Source organism: Pseudomonas sp. B19125 (assembly GCF_044218855.1).
Classification (GTDB): domain Bacteria; phylum Pseudomonadota; class Gammaproteobacteria; order Pseudomonadales; family Pseudomonadaceae; genus Aquipseudomonas; species Aquipseudomonas edaphica.
In genome coordinates this window covers 6117671-6133168 of record NZ_CP162589.1, presented here as the reverse complement: position 1 = coordinate 6133168, position 15498 = coordinate 6117671, and the positions used below count along the sequence as shown (strand labels likewise).

Here is a 15498-nt window from a genome sequence, read left to right as displayed (position 1 = left end):
GGAGAGCGCTCAATGATGTTTGAGCTGCGTGTTCTCGATGGCCTGCACCAAGGGGCTGCGCTGCCGCTGTTTGGTGAACAGTGGAGCATCGGTGCTCATGCAGAGGCTGACTTGGTGCTCAGCGATCCGGGGATCGCCGAGCAGCATGCGTTGTTGCGGCTGGTCGGATCCAGTTGGTCGGTGCAGGCCCAGGCAGGGCTGTTGCAGGATGCGAAAGAGCAGGTAGTGGCACAGATCACGAATCTGGCGCTGGGCGAACAGTTTGGCGTGGGCGCCATACGGTTGTATGTCGCCGTGGCGGATCAGCCCTGGCCCGAAGCACCCGCCCCGGCCACACCGGCCAAGGTTTCGGCCAAGGTGACGGCCAGGAAAACGTCCCCGCCGTTGACGTTGTCGTCGTTGGGACACTCGCAGCAAAAGCGCCTGATCAGTGTGGTGCTGGTGGTTGCCGTCATCCTCATGGTGGTGGGTATTGCCTCCACGGGTGAGCGTGATCCCCAGGCCTCGTTGATGCCGGCAGTGCCCCACAGAGTCGAGCTGGCCTCGCCATTCGAGGTGCGCCAACAGTTGCTGAATATGCTCAGTGAGCGTGATTTGAGCCAGCGGGTCAGTTTGCAGGTCATCAATGGCCAGGTTGCACTCAACGGCGATGTTTCCGAGGAGGATCTGGCGTTGGTGACGCGCATGCTCGACCGCTTTGGTGAGCAGTTCGACAGCGTTGTACCGGTGATCAGCCGGGTGCGTGCGCGTAACAATGAGTTGCCGTTCAAGATCGTTCAGATTATCGGAGGGGCGAACGGTCACGTTGTGCTGGAGGACGGAACCCGACTGTTTGTGGGGGACCAAGTGGACGACTTGCGCCTGGTGATGATTGACAACAGCAAGGTGGTTTTCGAAGGCGCGCAGCGTTATGAGGTGCGCTGGTGATTAAGGATTTGCAGGCGCGTCTCGACACTTGGCAGCGGCACCAGACCCAGACGTTGGCAGGTTTTGCTCCGGTGACAATGCGCGGGCGCGTGCAGCGTGTGAACGGCATGTTACTGCAATGTCGGCTGCCTCAGGCACGTATAGGCGACTTGTGCCAGGTGGAAAAACAAGGCGATTACATGCTCGCCGAAATTATTGGTTTCGACCAGCAGGATGCCGTGCTCAGTGCGCTGGGTAACCTGGAAGGTGTGCGTGTGGGGGCCAGCGTAGAGCGCCTGGGCATATCCCATCAGGTACAGGTCAGCGAGAAGCTGCTGGGCCAGGTACTGGATGGATTTGGGCGGCCAATTACCGGCGAAGGCGCCAGCGCTTTTGCACTGGTCGACTCACCGGATACCAGCGCTGTGTTGTGCGAAGCGCCTTTGCCCACCGATAGGCCGCGAATCAACCGCGCGCTGGCCACCGGCGTGCGTTCGATCGATGGGCTGTTGACGCTGGGGGAGGGGCAGCGTGTCGGCCTGTTTGCCGGGGCCGGCTGCGGCAAGACCACATTGCTGGCGGAGATAGCCCGCAACGTTGAGTGTGACGTGATTGTGTTCGGCCTGATCGGCGAGCGAGGCCGAGAGCTGCGCGAGTTTCTTGATCATGAACTCGATGATCAACTGCGCGCCAAAGCGGTGTTGGTGTGTGCCACCTCTGATCGTTCGAGCATGGAGCGGGCACGCGCAGCCTTCACGGCGACAGCCTTGGCCGAAGGCTTCCGAAGCAAGGGCAAGCGCGTGCTGCTTTTGATCGATTCCCTCACACGGTTCGCCAGGGCCCAGCGAGAAATTGGCCTCGCCGCCGGCGAGCCTCTGGGCCGTGGTGGCCTGCCACCTTCGGTATACAGCCTGCTGCCGCGGTTGGTCGAGCGTGCCGGGTTGACGCGCGAAGGCGTGATCACGGCGATCTACACGGTGCTGATCGAACAGGACTCCATGAGCGACCCGGTGGCCGATGAAGTTCGCTCGCTGCTCGACGGCCATATCGTGCTGTCTCGCAAGCTGGCCGAGCGTGGGCACTATCCGGCGGTGGACGTATTGGCCAGCCTTTCGAGGATCTTGAGCAACGTCGCCGAGCCTGGGGATATCCAGGCTGGCACGGCGTTACGTCGGCTGTTGTCGGCGTACCAGCAGATCGAGCTGATGCTCAAGCTGGGCGAGTACCAGCCGGGTAGCGATGTATTGACCGACTTGGCGGTAGACAGTCGCAGCGCAGTGGACAGTTTTCTGCGCCAGGACTTGCGTGAACCCTCGCCAATGGCGGAAACACTGGAGCAACTCAAGGAGCTGACGGCCTATGTCCCATTCTGACGTGTCGATGGCTGAAATCGAGACCCTGCGGCGCCTGCGCCGTCATCGGGCCGATCGCGCTGAGCGTGCATTGCGTGAGGCCAAGCGAGCACGGCAAACCCTGCAGGCACATATCCAGGATGCCCAGCAAACCCTTGAGCAAACCCGCCAGGAGGAGGCTCGGCAAAGTGCGCAGTTGCTCAGCCAGCATCAGGGCCAGGTGCTGACGCTCAAAGCGCTGAAGTCCTGGGGGTTACAAGAGCGTTCATTGTCGGCAAGCACCCTGCGGGACGAAGGCGAGGTGCAAGCACTGCGAGCGCAGCACACGGAAAAGGAAATAGAGGTTGGCAGTGCCCAGAAGTACGCCACGGAGTGTTTGCGCCAGGTGGAAAAACTTCAGGAACTGTCCAAATTGCTCGCTCAGGAATCGATATGAAACAGGTTTCAAATGCCGCTCCTGAGCAGCGACGCATGCGCGAACTCCGGGAGGAGCCCGAACCCTCCGTGGCGGCCTACGTTCCCGTGGAGCAAGGGCGACTGTTTGCTTATCTGCTTGCAGGCGGTGCTGCAGAGAAACGTTTCGGACATTCGCGCATGGACATCAAGGCCTCAGTCGAGGCGGCCAGGGCCGATATGTTGGTCGAACAATTGGTGGCGCCTATACAGGCCGGTGGGCAGTGGCCGCTGCAGTTTGTGCTGTGCATGCCGCGCCTGGGGCGGGTTAACGCACTTGTACACCGTGAGCAGAACACCTGGGCCATTGAGCTGGACGCAGAGGAAGAGGCAACCAACCGTTGGCTGCGTGGCGTGCGGCAGCAATGCCAGGAACGATGCACGCAAGCCTTGGGGCAGCCCGTCAAGTTCTACCTGCCAGGTACCCGTTCATGATGAAGGTGCCCTTTTTGACATTGCCTGTGGTCAAGCACAGCACGGTCGCTGCGCGCCGAAGGCTGGGGCGTGGGCTGCGCTTGCCGTTTAAGGTCGCCGGGCAAGAGGGTGAACTGCTCATTGAACCCGGGCGTGCCCCTGTTGGCGGCGAGGCGTTGTGCTTCGAAACCGCCCTCGGTGTATTGGCGCTCGCTGAAGCGGGGCCGCTGTTGAGCCTGCTGGGCGAATGCCCTGTGCCATTGGCCAAGGCAGGCAACGATCCACATTCTTGGTTCTGGCCGCTGTTTGAGCAGCACCTCAGTCCCCAAGTCAAAGCGCTGTTTGGCTATATGCGATTGCTGGTGACTGCGCGTCCCGCAGGTTTCGGCTGCAGGTTGAGCGTGACGTTGGGGGCCTCTCGGGTCGTAGGTTATGTGTGGCTGGCTCACCAGAGCTTTCTAGCGTTGTGCGATGCCGCACCTTGGCGCTCTATCGCCGCGCCGATGCCGGCGTCGTTCAAGCTGGCCATTGCCGTGCCCCTTGGGCGCGTGCAGTTACCGCTGGCACAAGTGCGCAACCTGCGGGCTGGCGATGTGTTGGTGCTTGAGCAGGCTTTTTTTCAACCCCAGGGCAATGGCTACGTGCAGGTTGGCAGGCAGCGCCTTCATGGCTGCATTGACGACGACACCGGGCCGCTGTGCCTGACCCTGACTTCTATAGAGGACACGAGTGTGGACGAGGACTTTTCAGCAGCCTATTACGCTGAGCCGGAAGACGAACCAGTGATGGAAGTGTTCGGGCATGAACCGTTCGATGAGCTGAGCATGTCGCTGAGCGTGCGTTGCGGTGTGCTGAACCTGACCCTGGGCGAACTGCGCAACCTGGTTGAGGGTTCAGTATTGGGTATTACCGGTTATGCGCCGGGAATGGCCGGCCTGTACTACGGTGATCGGCCGATCGGCCAGGGGCAGTTGGTGGAAGTGGATGGGCGCTTGGGCCTGCAAGTGACGCGAGTGGTTTTTTCTCGATGAGTATTCAGGGCATAGATCCCTTCGTACTTGCGCTGTTCCTGGGGGCATTGTCGCTGATGCCCATGCTGCTGATCGTGTGTACGGCGTTCTTGAAGATTGTCATTGTACTGATGATCACCCGCAACGCTATCGGCGTGCAGCAAGTGCCTCCCAGCATGGCTATCAATGGCATCGCGCTGGCGGCGACGCTGTTTATCATGGCGCCTGTGGGTTACGAGATCGCCGAGAGCGTCAAGGTTTCGCCGCTGGATTTGAGCAGTGTGCAGATGGCCCTGCACACCGGCGGTGAGGCAATCAAACCCTTGCGTGCATTCATGCTGCGCAATATTGACCCGGATGTGTTGACGCACTTGCTGGAAAATACCGGGCGCCTGTGGCCGGCAGCCATGGCGCAGGAAGTCCAGCGAGAAGACTTGATTCTGTTGGTGCCTGCCTTTGTGCTGTCGCAATTGCAGGCGGGGTTCGAGATCGGCTTCCTCATCTACATTCCGTTCATTGTGATCGACCTGATTGTCTCCAATTTGCTACTGGCATTGGGCATGCAAATGGTCTCGCCGATGACCATTTCCTTGCCGCTCAAACTGTTGTTGTTCGTGATGGTTTCCGGGTGGTCACGGCTGCTCGACAGCCTCTTCTTTTCTTATCTCTGAGTGGCGTATGGAACCGATCGTGCTGTTCAAGCAGGGCATGCTGCTGGTCGTGGTGTTGTCGGCACCGCCGTTGATTGTGGCGGTGGTGGTCGGCGTATTGACCTCCCTTGTACAGGCGCTGATGCAGGTACAGGACCAGACCTTGCCGTTTGGCATAAAGCTGGTGGCAGTGGGTGTCACGCTGGTCATGACGGGGCGTTGGATCGGTGTGGAGTTGATTCAGCTGATCAATCTGACATTCGACATGATCTCTCGCTCTGCGCTGAACTGAGGTCTTGCCTGTGCTGCAGTATCTTGACTACCTGCCCAGCCTGTTGATTGGCATGGCGCGAATCTACCCTTGTGCCTTTCTGGTCGCGGCGTTTTGTTTTCAACATATCCGCGGGATGCCGCGCCACGCCATTGTGGCAGTACTGGCACTGCTGCCTGCACCGGGTATATATGCCACCTTCGCCGACCAGGAACTCTCTACGCTGATGCTCAGCGCGTTGGTGCTCAAGGAGGCGGCCCTGGGGACCTTGCTGGGCGTATTACTGTCGATGCCGTTCTGGATGTTCGAGGCGGTGGGGGCGCTGCTGGATAACCAGCGGGGAGCCTTGGCGGGTGGCCAGCTCAACCCTTCGCTTGGGCCGGATGCCACACCCATCGGGCATCTGTTCAAGGAGCTGGCGATTTTTTTGTTGATGGCCACCCTGGGGCTTGGAGCACTGACGCAGGTGATCTGGGACAGCTACTCGGTCTGGCCGCCTACCGTTTGGTTTCCACTTCCGCACGCCAATGGGTTTGGCGTGTTTCTCAACCTGCTCGGCGACACGTTCACCCACATGATGCTCTACGCCGCACCTTTTATCGCGGTGCTGCTGTTGTTGGAGTTTGGCGTTGCCCTGTTAGGACTTTATAGCCCGCAGCTGCAGGTGAGTACGCTGGCCCCACCGGTCAAGTGCCTGGCGGGTATTGGTATTTTGCTGTTGTATTTTGAACTGTTGCAGGACCTGATCGTCGGCCGCTTAAGCCTGCTGGGCGAGCTCAAGCACGCCCTGGGGCTGATGTTCAAGGTGGCGATGCCATGAGTGATTCCGGTGAGAAAAAACACCCGGCCAGTGCCAAGAAACTGCGTGATCAACGCAAGAAAGGCCAGGTTGCCCAAAGCCAGGATGTCGGCAAGCTTCTGGTGCTGACAGCCATCAGCGAGATCGCGCTATGGACCGCTGACCGCAGCCTGCAGCGGTTTCAGGAAATGATGCTGCTGCCGATATCCCGCATCAGCCGACCCTTTGTGTCAGCCTTGGAGGAGGTGCTGCTCGACGCCATGGTGGTGTTTTTTTCCTTTGCGTTGCTGATGGCTTCAGTGGCAATCGCCGTCAAGCTGCTCAGTAGCTGGATGCAGTTCGGCTTGCTGTTCGCGCCGGAAATCCTGAAGTTGGATTTCAAGCGCCTCAACCCCCTTAATCAGCTCAAACAGATGTTCTCCGCCCAGTCGCTGATGAACCTGTTGATGGGGGTCGCCAAGGCGGTGTTGTTAGGCGTGGTGTTGTATGCGGTGATCGGTCCTTCCCTTGGGGCCTTGATCAACTTGGCCAACAGCGACCTGTCCAGTTATATCCTGGCGCTGATTGATCTGTTTCGTTACCTGTTGCATGTGTGCCTGGGCCTGTTGCTGGTGTTGGCACTTCTCGACCTGACGCTGCAGAAACACTTCTTTGCCAAGCGCATGCGCATGACCCAGGTCGAGGTGGTCAAGGAATACAAGGACATGGAAGGCGACCCCCATGTGAAGGGCCAGCGACGGTCGCTGGCGCAGCAATTGGCTCAGGAGGAGCCAAAGGTCAAGTTGCCCAAGCTGGAAGAGTCCGACATGTTGGTCGTCAACCCGACGCACTTTGCCGTCGCGTTGTATTACCGCCCCGGCAAGACACCGCTGCCGTTGCTGGTGGACAAAGGCACGGATGCCGACGCGCGTGAACTGATCAAAAGGGCTAAAGCGGCTGACGTGCCGGTCATTCAGTGTGTATGGCTGGCCCGCACGCTCTACACCAATAAGCTCGGCGCCAGTATCCCTCGTGAAACCCTGCAGGCTGTCGCGCTGATCTACCGCACCTTGCGTGAGTTGGATGATGAAGCCAAGCGCGAAACCCTGGAGTTGCCTGAGCTGGAACAACGCTGATCAACGCGTGGCGCGGGCATCCAATGCATCAAGGTTGGCCAGTGAAAGCAAGCGGCTGACGGCACTATCAAGCGCGTTGTGGTGCGTAGGCAGCGAGCGCCAGATGACCAGGGTCCCTTGGGCGTCGAGATAGACAAAGCAACCGTCGTACCTCACTGCTTGTTCAAAACGTCGCTCCAGTGCCCGCTGCACCTGCCCGGCTTGCAATGCTTCGCGCGCGATGTGCAAGGCTAACCCCGGGCGGGTGCCGGCTTGCAGCGTACACAGGTGGATACCTGGGAGGAGTTGCAGGTGGGCGGCAACGCCTCTGCGCACGTCGGCCAAAAAAACCTGACGATGCAATGCATCGTCAGGCTGTGTCGTGAGGCTCATCGTTCCAGGGAAATGGTCTGGTAGTCTGCCCGCTCCCCAGAGGGGCCGGAGTCTACGCGCATCTCTGGTGGCCACCAGACCACCATTTTGTCACTGCTCGATTGCGGGCGCGTGCAGGAGTCGCCCTTGCAGGTTGGCGTACAGCCGGCGGCGATCATTGCTGCGCCGATCAAGATAATACTCAAGAGTCCGTGCTTCATGGCGTGGTCTTCAAGGGGGCGGTGAGAAGGGAAGGGCGGGGTACGCCGATGTGTTCATCTTTCACAACGGGCCGCATGGCGATAAACACTTCAGCTTCTTCACCCGGTTTAAGCCAGGCGCGTGGCCAGACACTGACCGCCAGCGTTTGTGAGTTGCTGCATTCTTTTTCATCGATGCGCACGTTGCGTTTGATCTGGTTGCGCACGACCACCACCGCCACATTGAACTGCGCGCCGGTATACCACTGGCTGCGCTCGCTGTTGAGCGCCAACAGATCGCGCGTGGCGCACAACGTGTCCAGTTGCAGGGGCATTGGCCCTGCCTTGAAACCGTCTGGGACTTCGCCGCTGACCAGGTGCGCCAGGGTGCTGGTGATATCGCTTCGGTTTATGGGCGGCAGATGGGCGGCTTGCCGGCGCGCCAGAGGCTTGAGGGCAGCCTGCAATTGGGCCTGGTCCTCCTGGGGCAAGTAACGCGAAGGGTCAGATTGGTCGCCGATGACCCGTGGGGTGAGGATGAACAGTCGCTCGCGTCGACTGTTCTGTCGTTCAGTCGAGGAGAACAATGCCTTGCCCAGCAAAGGAATATCGCCCAGGAGCGGCACCTTGCTTTGTTTGTCCTTGTTGTCTGTGACATGGAAACCACCGACCACCAATGAGCGCTTTTCCGCCATTACCGCCTGGGTGCTCACCTTGCCACGGCGAACATCGAGGTCATCGGGCTGTAGGTTGAGTTCGTCGAAGTTACCGTCTTCAATATCCACCACCAAATGGATCTGGTGGCCACCACGGCTGGTGATCACCCGTGGCACCACCTGAAAGCTGGTGCCGACGGTCACGGGTAAAATGGTTGCGTAGTCTCTGCCGGCCTTCAGGTATCGCGTGCGGTTGAAATCGATGACCGCCGGCTGGTTCTCCAGGGTGAGCACGGAAGGGTTGGAGACCAGGGTTGCCAGCCCTTGGGACTCCAGGGCACGTATGTGAGCGTAGAAGCGCCCGGGGTTGCCAATCGACAACTGAGAAGTCGTGCCCGGTGCCACGTTGACGCCGCCGCGCCAGCGGCTGTTTTGAAAGCCCCATTCAACCCCGAACTCTTGCAACTTTGTGCGTTCGATGTCGAGGATGATGGCGTCTATCTCCACCAGCTTGCGTGCAACGTCGAGTTGGGTGATCAACTCGCGGTACATCGTTTGGCGCTCAGGCAGGTCGTAGATCAGAATCGCGTTATTACGCACGTCGGCTTCGACCCGGATTCGGCTGGTTGCGCGTGGGGCGCGAGGGCCGAGTGAGGCGCCCGTCGACAGCCCTCCTGCATTCGTGGGGTTGGCGAGCATCTGCTCCAGCAGAGGGTTGTTCAACCGCGGGACGTTGGGCGTAATCAGGGCCGACGGTGAAGAAGCGCCGGAAGATTGTGTGGCATTGGCGACTGTGGAGGTGGAGCGCGGCTCCAGTAACCCACGCAGCACGCTGGCCACGCCCGCGATGGTCAGCTTCTCTCCGCGATAATCGATGATCCGGTCCGCCGCGTTGGCGTACTTGAGCGGGTAAGTCAGCACGCTCTGTTTTTCATTTGGAGATCTGCGTTGGCTGCTGAACTGTTTGATCTGCTCGATATAGCGTTTAGGACCGGAGACGAGTACAACGCCATCATCCGGCAATTCACCCCAGCCAAATCGGCTGTCGAGCAGGCCGATATCGGTCAGGGCCTTTTTAAGGTCTGCGATCGTTTCCGACGAAACTTCCAGCCGCGCAGACTCTTGCTGATCCAGCGTGCTGATGTACAGGGTGTTGTTATACAGGTACCACTGGAAGCGGTGTTCGACCCCCAGCCTGTCGAGCATGGACTGGGGAGTATTAGCGCGTATTTTGCCATTGACCACGCCCTCCAGCAGGCCCTCGATTTGCAGTTGGGTGCCGAAGGTCTGGGCGAAGTCTTCGAGCACTTCGCGTACAGGCTTGTACTGGGTTTCGTAGGCATACGCCGTGTTTTTCCATTCCGCTGGAATGGCGGCAAGGGGGCTTTGCAGAGGTATCAACAGGCACATCAGAACTATTGGAATACGCCAGTCGGCGTGTTTGAAACGCGCACAGGGCGAGCTGATAGACAAGCGTAAACGCTTGTAAATGAGGGTGTTCATATAGGATTCTCTAGTTAATAAAACTGCGCACGCAGTGGAGTTGGCCCACATTTTTTGGGCGTTCTGGCCAGCCGCTTGGCCGTGGAACGCCAGGTGTCGCGCTGATTGAGAAGGGATTCGAGTTGGTTAAACAGAACGGCCTGATGGTCTTCCTGCGTGACGCATTGAAGTAGCCAGAGCTGCCCCGTGGAGGGCTCGACTGAAAGCGCTCCCTGAAAGTACGCCAGGCTTGCTCCACCCAGTTGTAGCCAGGTTTCCATTGTTGTTTGTGCGTGCTTTGGCTGATGGGTAAGTTGAGCGCTGAGCAAAAAACACTGCGGGTAACGACGCAGGGTTATGGCGTCGTCGCCCTCCAGCAGCGTGATTTCTTGCTCTGCCCCCGCCAGCCACTGAGTGAGCCGCGCGCTGAAACACTCAGGTCCCATTGAAAATGATTTTTCCCATCTCGGCTCGGTGGCCGAGAACCGCTCCGGCGGCAGTCGTCTGTAGCATCAAGTTTTGTTTCAGCCTGAAGTGTTCACCCAGCAGTGATGAAAACTCTTTCGAGGTTATTTCATCAGGGATGCCCTGACCGAGTTGTTCGAACTGCCGGTTGTTTTTGCTTAAATCCCTGAAGATTTGCCCGCCCTCGCGTGCGTCGAGTTTCATATGCTGATCTCCGTTGAACGTGTATTTTTTATGTGGTTTGCCTTTGGGATCCGTTCCACGATTTTTTAAATATCTGGATAAAAAATGCAGCAGGCCGGTTGAGAAGTTAATCCTCTGAAACAAAGTCTGTGTGAGACACCAACAGGGCATTGATCGAAGAGGCCCAGTCGATACGAAAGCTGCCTTCCTCTGCCTCCAGGATCAACATCTGTGGCTGAACAGACTCGTCACACAGCAGGCGCCAGGGCGCTTCGGTATGTTGATCCAGCCAATGTTCCACATCCGCCTGATCCTGCGGGTTGCAGACCAACTTTGCGCGGATCGCCGGGGCCTGGGCTGCGAGCATTTGCTTGAGCATGGCAGACACCCGTTGAGTGGGCGTTGTGTCCTCGAGCAAGCTGCGAATGGCACTGTGGGTGACTGATGTGGCGATGCGTTCGATGTTGTCGAGGACCGCTTGCTGCTGCGTGTGCCACAGATGCAATTGGCGATTGGCGCGTTGCCAGAACTCATGTTGAGCCTGCAGCAGCAATTGGTCGCGTTGCACATAGGTCTGGCGCAGGATTTCATCTGCCTGAACCTGGGCACTGTTTAACAATTCGGTGTCGCGGGCGCAGTCCGCCAACGTTTCCAAGGGAATCAGCGAGCAGGTCCGTGAAGGAAGCGGCTTGCGTAGCTCAATCGTGCGTTTGCACAGCATCGTCCTGGGCCTCCTCGGCGAAGGAAAACACCGGCTCGTTGTTTGACGCGCCGGTGCGCCATATTGCGGCCTTCCAAATAGTTTCAAGCTTGTCGTGGGCATCGATCAGTCGAGGGTTCTTCTCTAGGGCGAGCACCCGATGGCGGTCAAAGCTCAACCGCAGCCGCTGCCACACAGGGGGTTCTACCCAGGCGCGTAGATAGTGCAGGGGGTCTTCAGTGTTGATTTGCAGGCTGTTGGGCAGCAGTGCCTTGGAAAGGCGTACGCACCAGAGTTGCAGGTCTTGGCTCAATGGCGTGCGGTTCTTGATCTGGTAAACACCGCCGACCAGCGCGAGGATGAGGTCTCTGCGTTGTTCAGGTTCAAGTACCAACTGCAACAGTGCTGGAGACGGTTCGACAGGCAGGCATGGGTCAATTCCCAACGCCGTTGCCATTGCCGCGTGCTGGCTCTGGCAGAGTGTTTTCGAATAGGGCAATGAAGGGACGAAAGGCGGCCAGTCATGGGGCGAATCGAGCCATGGACAGGCCCACCACTTGGCCCAACTGAGGCTGTCATGCGTCATTCGTGTTCGGCTCGGCTTGTTGGGCGCCGCGCGCCTTTTTCACCCAGAACCCCGCTGCAGCGCACCCCACTAACAGGGCGATAAAGAACAATGTCACCATGGTCTGCCAAAAAGCGAGGTCCCCGGGCTTAATCAGAAACGGCCCGAAGTAGGCGAGTTGCTGCTTTTCCTTGTAGGCGGTAGCCGGTACGAAGATCACGGTCAGTTTTTGCGGGTTTGCAACGGCTGTTGTCATGCCCGGTATGCTACTGGCGACCATCCGCCGAATGCGCGGCAGCAAACTGTCGGGTTCCAGCCGTGGATCATGCTTGATGAAGACCGATGCCGAGGCCGGCTGTACCGGCTCTCCCGGTGCGACCCGCTCGGGCAGTACCACGTGTACCCTGGCGACAAGAACCCCATCGATATTGGACAAGGTCGCTTCCAGCTCCTGAGACAAGGCATAGATATAGCGCGCCCGTTCCTCAAGCGGTGTCGAGATGACACCTTCCTTGCGAAACACGTCGCCCAGCGTAGAGCGCGCAGTCTTTGGTAACCCGGCGGCGGCAAGCGTGTGGACCGCGGCAGCAATATCATCTGTGCGCACGCGAACGACCACGCCGTCTTTCTCCAGCTGTTTTTGTGCCCGAATGTGCTTGTCTGCCAATTCAGCGATTACCTCATTGGCTTCCTGCTCGGATAACTTGCGGTGCAGTTCGACGCTTTCACCGCATCCGCTCAGCACCGATAAGAGGGTCAGCCATAAGAGAATAAAGCGGCAGCGGCGCATGGTTCACCTATTGCAGGTTAGTGGTTTTCTCAACAAACGAAGTGCAGTGTTTTATTACCTTGACGCCGATGTTGAGGATTTCTTTTGATTCAATAATGGTCTGTGTGGCGTCCGCCATTTTCAGCTCGTTTTGGGTCTTGGTATATTCACGCAGGAGCTTGGGGATTTTTTCGTTGTTGGATTTCAACCGCTCTGATTGGCTCACCAGCGACCGACTGTTTCCTGGGGCGGGGGGGGCCGACGGATAGGGATTGTTCTGCTCCAGTGCTGCACTGAAGAAATGCGCGTCGTGGGCGCTATCACTGCTTTTTTCGACGGGAAACACAGGGGCACCTGAATAGGTTTCCCGCTCTTTTTCAAGCGTTGTGCGCATATAAACCTCCCTCAGGAAAATAGACAGGCTTTCTCTATTTAATACACTAGAGAAAGCCTGTGTTGCTTATTGTACTTTGTTAATTACCTGGCTCCACTTGCTGGCAATCGAAGCATCTTTATCCAGCTTTGCCATCTCGAGCGTTTCTTTGTTTTTTTCCTCAGTGAGCGTTTTCATTTGATCAAAAAGCTGTTTGCTGGTAATGCTGCCGACTGGAGATGTCATGATTTCACCTTTGGGTTGTCTATCGGATAGTTGGGTATTCGTCATGAGGCATTCGATTAATCGTGCTACATCGTTATTTGATAATCGATGCTCGTACACTGAGTGGCGATGCCTCTGGAAACAGTTCCATCGGCCTATTTCTACTTGTTTCAGCGTTTATTGCACTTCCTGAGCGTGCAAACACGCGTTGAGTGAAACACCCAGTTGCTTCATTCGGTAGTAGAGCGTGCGCTTGGCAACCCCCAGTTCCAACGCCACACAATCCACGCTGTAAGTGTGACGATGTAAAGACTCTTCAATGAGCGTTTTCTCAATACGCTGCAGACGGTCTTTCAGGCCCAGTTCCAGCGGTTCTGCATTCGATGCCGATAAAGGCGGCAGCCCAAGGACAAAACGCTTGGCCGTGGAGCGTAGTTCGCGGACATTGCCCGGCCACGTATGACACAACAACCGCTGGAGCAGTTCGGTTGGGGGGTGAGGGGCTGTGCAGTTGAAGTGCTCCGCCTCTTGTTTAATCATCTCCAGAAACAACGGTACGATACGCTCACGTCGGTCACGCAGCGGCTGCAGCTTGATGTTAATAACGTTCAGGCGAAAATACAGGTCCCGCCTGAAGCTGCCTTGCTCGACCATGTCATGCAGTGATTGTTGAGCGGACGCGATGACGCGCATGTCGACGGGGATGAAACGTGTTGAGCCCAGCCGTTCAACCCCTCGTGATTCGAGCATACGCAATAGCTTGGCCTGCAGCGAAAGCGGCATGCTGTCGATTTCATCCAAATACAACGTACCCAGGTGAGCCGCCTCGATAAACCCTGCGCGTGATTGTACAGCCCCGGTATAAGCACCACTGTTGACACCGAATAATTGGCTTTCGGCGAGGCTCTCCGGAATGGCGGCGCAATTGACCGCAACAAAGTTACCTCGACGGCCGGACAGGCGATGTATTCGTTGTGCCAGGGTATCTTTGCCAGTGCCGGTTTCCCCCAGCAACAAGATGTCAACATTCAGTGTCGCGGTGCTATTGATCGTGTTCTCAATATCCGAGCCTTCAATGAATGGCGTATCGGTTTCGCTTTCTTTTTGATCGGCGGCCGACATCGGGTGGGTGCTCCACTAGCGTGATTGTTTACGATTAAAGGGCTGTGATTTAGACGGTGTTTGGGCAGAGCGTAAAGTATAAGATTTATCATCGAGTATGCAGGTAAGAGTAAGCCAGGCTTGCGTAGGAAAAGTCATTAACTTGTCGCTTAACGTCACTCGAGGTTGTTGGGCTGTTTTTGTTACGACAAATAGGAAACGTCTTAAGGTTTCAAATAGATAAGAGGATAGCTATTGTCGAAATACAAACAACCGCCCACAAAAAAGCCGATGCAGTGCATCGGCTTTTTTGTGGGCGGCAAAACCGCGATGGCGCTTAGACGTTGAAACGGAAGTGCATCACGTCGCCATCCTTGACGATGTACTCTTTGCCTTCCAGGCGCCATTTACCGGCTTCCTTGGTACCGGCTTCACCCTTGTACTGGATGAAGTCGTTGTAGGCGATGACTTCGGCGCGAATAAAGCCTTTTTCGAAGTCGGTGTGGATCACGCCGGCGGCCTGTGGTGCAGTGGCACCGACCTTGACGGTCCAGGCGCGGACTTCTTCAACACCGGCGGTGAAGTAGGTCTGCAGGTTGAGCATTTCGTAGCCGGCGCGGATCACGCGGTTCAGGCCAGGCTCTTCCAGGCCCAGGGCCTCGAGGAACATGTCTTTTTCTTCGCCGTCATCGAGCTCGGCGATTTCCGCTTCGATCTTGTTGCACACCGGCACCACGATAGCGCCTTCTTCGTCGGCGATGGCCTTGACCACATCCAGCAAAGGGTTGTTCTCGAAGCCGTCTTCGGCAACGTTGGCGATGTACATCACAGGCTTGGTGGTCAGCAGGTGGAAGCCTTTGATCACGGCTTTCTCGTCGACACCCATGTTCTTCATCAGGCTGCGTGCCGGCTTGCCTTCGGTGAAGTGTGCGATCAGTTGTTCCAGCAGGCCTTTCTGAACCACTGCGTCCTTGTCACCGCCCTTGGCGTTACGCGCGACTTTCTGCAGTTGCTTTTCGCAGCTGTCGAGGTCGGCGAAGATCAGTTCCAGGTCGATGATCTCGATGTCGCGTTTCGGGTCAACGCTGTTGGAGACGTGAATCACGTTCTCGTCTTCAAAGCAGCGGACCACGTGGGCGATGGCATCGGTTTCACGGATGTTGGCCAAAAACTTGTTGCCCAGGCCCTCACCTTTCGACGCGCCGGCTACCAGGCCCGCGATGTCGACGAACTCCATGGTGGTCGGCAGGATACGCTTGGGATTGACGATCGCCGCCAACGCGTCCAGGCGCGGGTCTGGCATCGGCACGATACCGCTGTTGGGTTCGATGGTGCAGAAGGGGAAGTTCTCCGCCGCAATACCGGACTTGGTCAGGGCGTTGAACAGGGTGGATTTGCCGACGTTGGGCAGGCCGACGATGCCGCAATTGAATCCCATGGTGTTTCCCCTCGGTAAGA

Annotated in this window: 21 protein-coding genes; 9 read left to right on the top strand and 12 right to left on the bottom strand. The window is 57.6% G+C overall.

From position 1 onward, the window contains the following. Positions 1-15 precede the first annotated feature (15 nt). The 9 genes from AB4P96_RS28140 to sctU are packed head-to-tail and all read left to right on the top strand — an operon-like array spanning position 16 to position 6970. The gene (locus AB4P96_RS28140; protein ID WP_026013747.1) at positions 16-927 is read left to right on the top strand and encodes an FHA domain-containing protein; all 912 of its coding nucleotides are present in this window, start codon (positions 16-18) and stop codon (positions 925-927) included. Further along, on the top strand, positions 924-2279 hold the full coding sequence (locus AB4P96_RS28135) for a FliI/YscN family ATPase (RefSeq protein ID WP_017137661.1): 1356 nt from the start codon (positions 924-926) through the stop codon (positions 2277-2279). The genes AB4P96_RS28140 and AB4P96_RS28135 overlap by 4 nt, the downstream gene beginning before the upstream one ends. After that, positions 2266-2694 carry a YscO family type III secretion system apparatus protein gene (locus AB4P96_RS28130; RefSeq protein WP_395600328.1) on the top strand — a complete coding sequence of 143 codons (429 nt, stop codon included), beginning with the start codon at positions 2266-2268 and terminating at the stop codon, positions 2692-2694. Before AB4P96_RS28135 ends, AB4P96_RS28130 begins: the two co-directional genes overlap by 14 nt. After that, entirely contained in the window at positions 2691-3146 is a 456-nt protein-coding gene (locus AB4P96_RS28125; protein WP_395600327.1) for a type III secretion system HrpP C-terminal domain-containing protein, read from the top strand. Before AB4P96_RS28130 ends, AB4P96_RS28125 begins: the two co-directional genes overlap by 4 nt. Next, positions 3146-4156, top strand: coding sequence for a FliM/FliN family flagellar motor switch protein (locus AB4P96_RS28120; RefSeq protein WP_099549242.1), 1011 nt, complete (start codon positions 3146-3148; stop codon positions 4154-4156). The genes AB4P96_RS28125 and AB4P96_RS28120 overlap by 1 nt, the downstream gene beginning before the upstream one ends. After that, positions 4153-4806: a type III secretion system export apparatus subunit SctR gene (gene sctR / locus AB4P96_RS28115; RefSeq protein ID WP_017137657.1), complete on the top strand. Its 654-nt coding sequence runs from the start codon at positions 4153-4155 to the stop codon at positions 4804-4806. The genes AB4P96_RS28120 and sctR overlap by 4 nt, the downstream gene beginning before the upstream one ends. A gap of 7 nt (positions 4807-4813) precedes the next feature. Then, positions 4814-5077 carry a type III secretion system export apparatus subunit SctS gene (gene sctS / locus AB4P96_RS28110; protein WP_099549214.1) on the top strand — a complete coding sequence of 88 codons (264 nt, stop codon included), beginning with the start codon at positions 4814-4816 and terminating at the stop codon, positions 5075-5077. Between the two features lie 10 nt (positions 5078-5087). Then, a complete protein-coding gene (gene sctT, locus AB4P96_RS28105; protein WP_017137656.1) occupies positions 5088-5876 on the top strand; it encodes a type III secretion system export apparatus subunit SctT in 789 nt (262 codons plus the stop codon). Further along, on the top strand, positions 5873-6970 hold the full coding sequence (sctU, locus tag AB4P96_RS28100; protein ID WP_395600326.1) for a type III secretion system export apparatus subunit SctU: 1098 nt from the start codon (positions 5873-5875) through the stop codon (positions 6968-6970). The genes sctT and sctU overlap by 4 nt, the downstream gene beginning before the upstream one ends. Here sctU and AB4P96_RS28095 read toward each other — a convergent pair whose 3' ends face one another. The 12 genes from AB4P96_RS28095 to ychF all read right to left on the bottom strand — a co-directional run bounded on the left by AB4P96_RS28095 (position 6971) and on the right by ychF (position 15478). Next, positions 6971-7342, bottom strand: a complete 372-nt coding sequence (locus AB4P96_RS28095; protein ID WP_017137654.1) for a hypothetical protein — start codon at positions 7340-7342, stop codon at positions 6971-6973. It lies immediately after the preceding gene. Continuing rightward, entirely contained in the window at positions 7339-7542 is a 204-nt protein-coding gene (gene hrpT / locus AB4P96_RS28090; protein ID WP_017137653.1) for an HrpT family type III secretion system protein, read from the bottom strand. The genes AB4P96_RS28095 and hrpT overlap by 4 nt, the downstream gene beginning before the upstream one ends. Further along, positions 7539-9680: a type III secretion system outer membrane ring subunit SctC gene (sctC, locus tag AB4P96_RS28085; RefSeq protein ID WP_395600325.1), complete on the bottom strand. Its 2142-nt coding sequence runs from the start codon at positions 9678-9680 to the stop codon at positions 7539-7541. Before sctC ends, hrpT begins: the two co-directional genes overlap by 4 nt. A 14-nt stretch (positions 9681-9694) precedes the next feature. Next, entirely contained in the window at positions 9695-10105 is a 411-nt protein-coding gene (locus AB4P96_RS28080; RefSeq protein WP_169986804.1) for a type III secretion protein, read from the bottom strand. After that, the gene (locus AB4P96_RS28075; protein WP_099549219.1) at positions 10095-10328 is read right to left on the bottom strand and encodes a hypothetical protein; all 234 of its coding nucleotides are present in this window, start codon (positions 10326-10328) and stop codon (positions 10095-10097) included. The genes AB4P96_RS28080 and AB4P96_RS28075 overlap by 11 nt, the downstream gene beginning before the upstream one ends. Positions 10329-10434: 106 nt before the next feature. Beyond that, the gene (sctL, locus tag AB4P96_RS28070; protein WP_017137650.1) at positions 10435-11028 is read right to left on the bottom strand and encodes a type III secretion system stator protein SctL; all 594 of its coding nucleotides are present in this window, start codon (positions 11026-11028) and stop codon (positions 10435-10437) included. Next, positions 11006-11593 carry a type III secretion protein gene (locus AB4P96_RS28065; protein WP_395600324.1) on the bottom strand — a complete coding sequence of 196 codons (588 nt, stop codon included), beginning with the start codon at positions 11591-11593 and terminating at the stop codon, positions 11006-11008. Before AB4P96_RS28065 ends, sctL begins: the two co-directional genes overlap by 23 nt. After that, positions 11583-12362, bottom strand: a complete 780-nt coding sequence (gene sctJ / locus AB4P96_RS28060; protein ID WP_017137647.1) for a type III secretion system inner membrane ring lipoprotein SctJ — start codon at positions 12360-12362, stop codon at positions 11583-11585. Before sctJ ends, AB4P96_RS28065 begins: the two co-directional genes overlap by 11 nt. A gap of 7 nt (positions 12363-12369) precedes the next feature. Then, positions 12370-12735, bottom strand: a complete 366-nt coding sequence (locus tag AB4P96_RS28055) for a hypothetical protein (protein WP_138454137.1) — start codon at positions 12733-12735, stop codon at positions 12370-12372. A 66-nt stretch (positions 12736-12801) separates the two neighbouring features. Continuing rightward, complete coding sequence (locus tag AB4P96_RS28050) at positions 12802-13005, bottom strand: hypothetical protein (protein WP_138454138.1); 204 nt, start codon at positions 13003-13005, stop codon at positions 12802-12804. 111 nt (positions 13006-13116) lie between these two features. Next, a complete protein-coding gene (locus AB4P96_RS28045) occupies positions 13117-14061 on the bottom strand; it encodes a sigma 54-interacting transcriptional regulator (RefSeq protein WP_177033723.1) in 945 nt (314 codons plus the stop codon). A gap of 316 nt (positions 14062-14377) precedes the next feature. Further along, positions 14378-15478 (bottom strand): redox-regulated ATPase YchF, encoded by a 1101-nt coding sequence (gene ychF, locus AB4P96_RS28040; protein ID WP_017137643.1) that lies wholly within the window; start codon positions 15476-15478, stop codon positions 14378-14380. Positions 15479-15498: the final 20 nt, after the last annotated feature.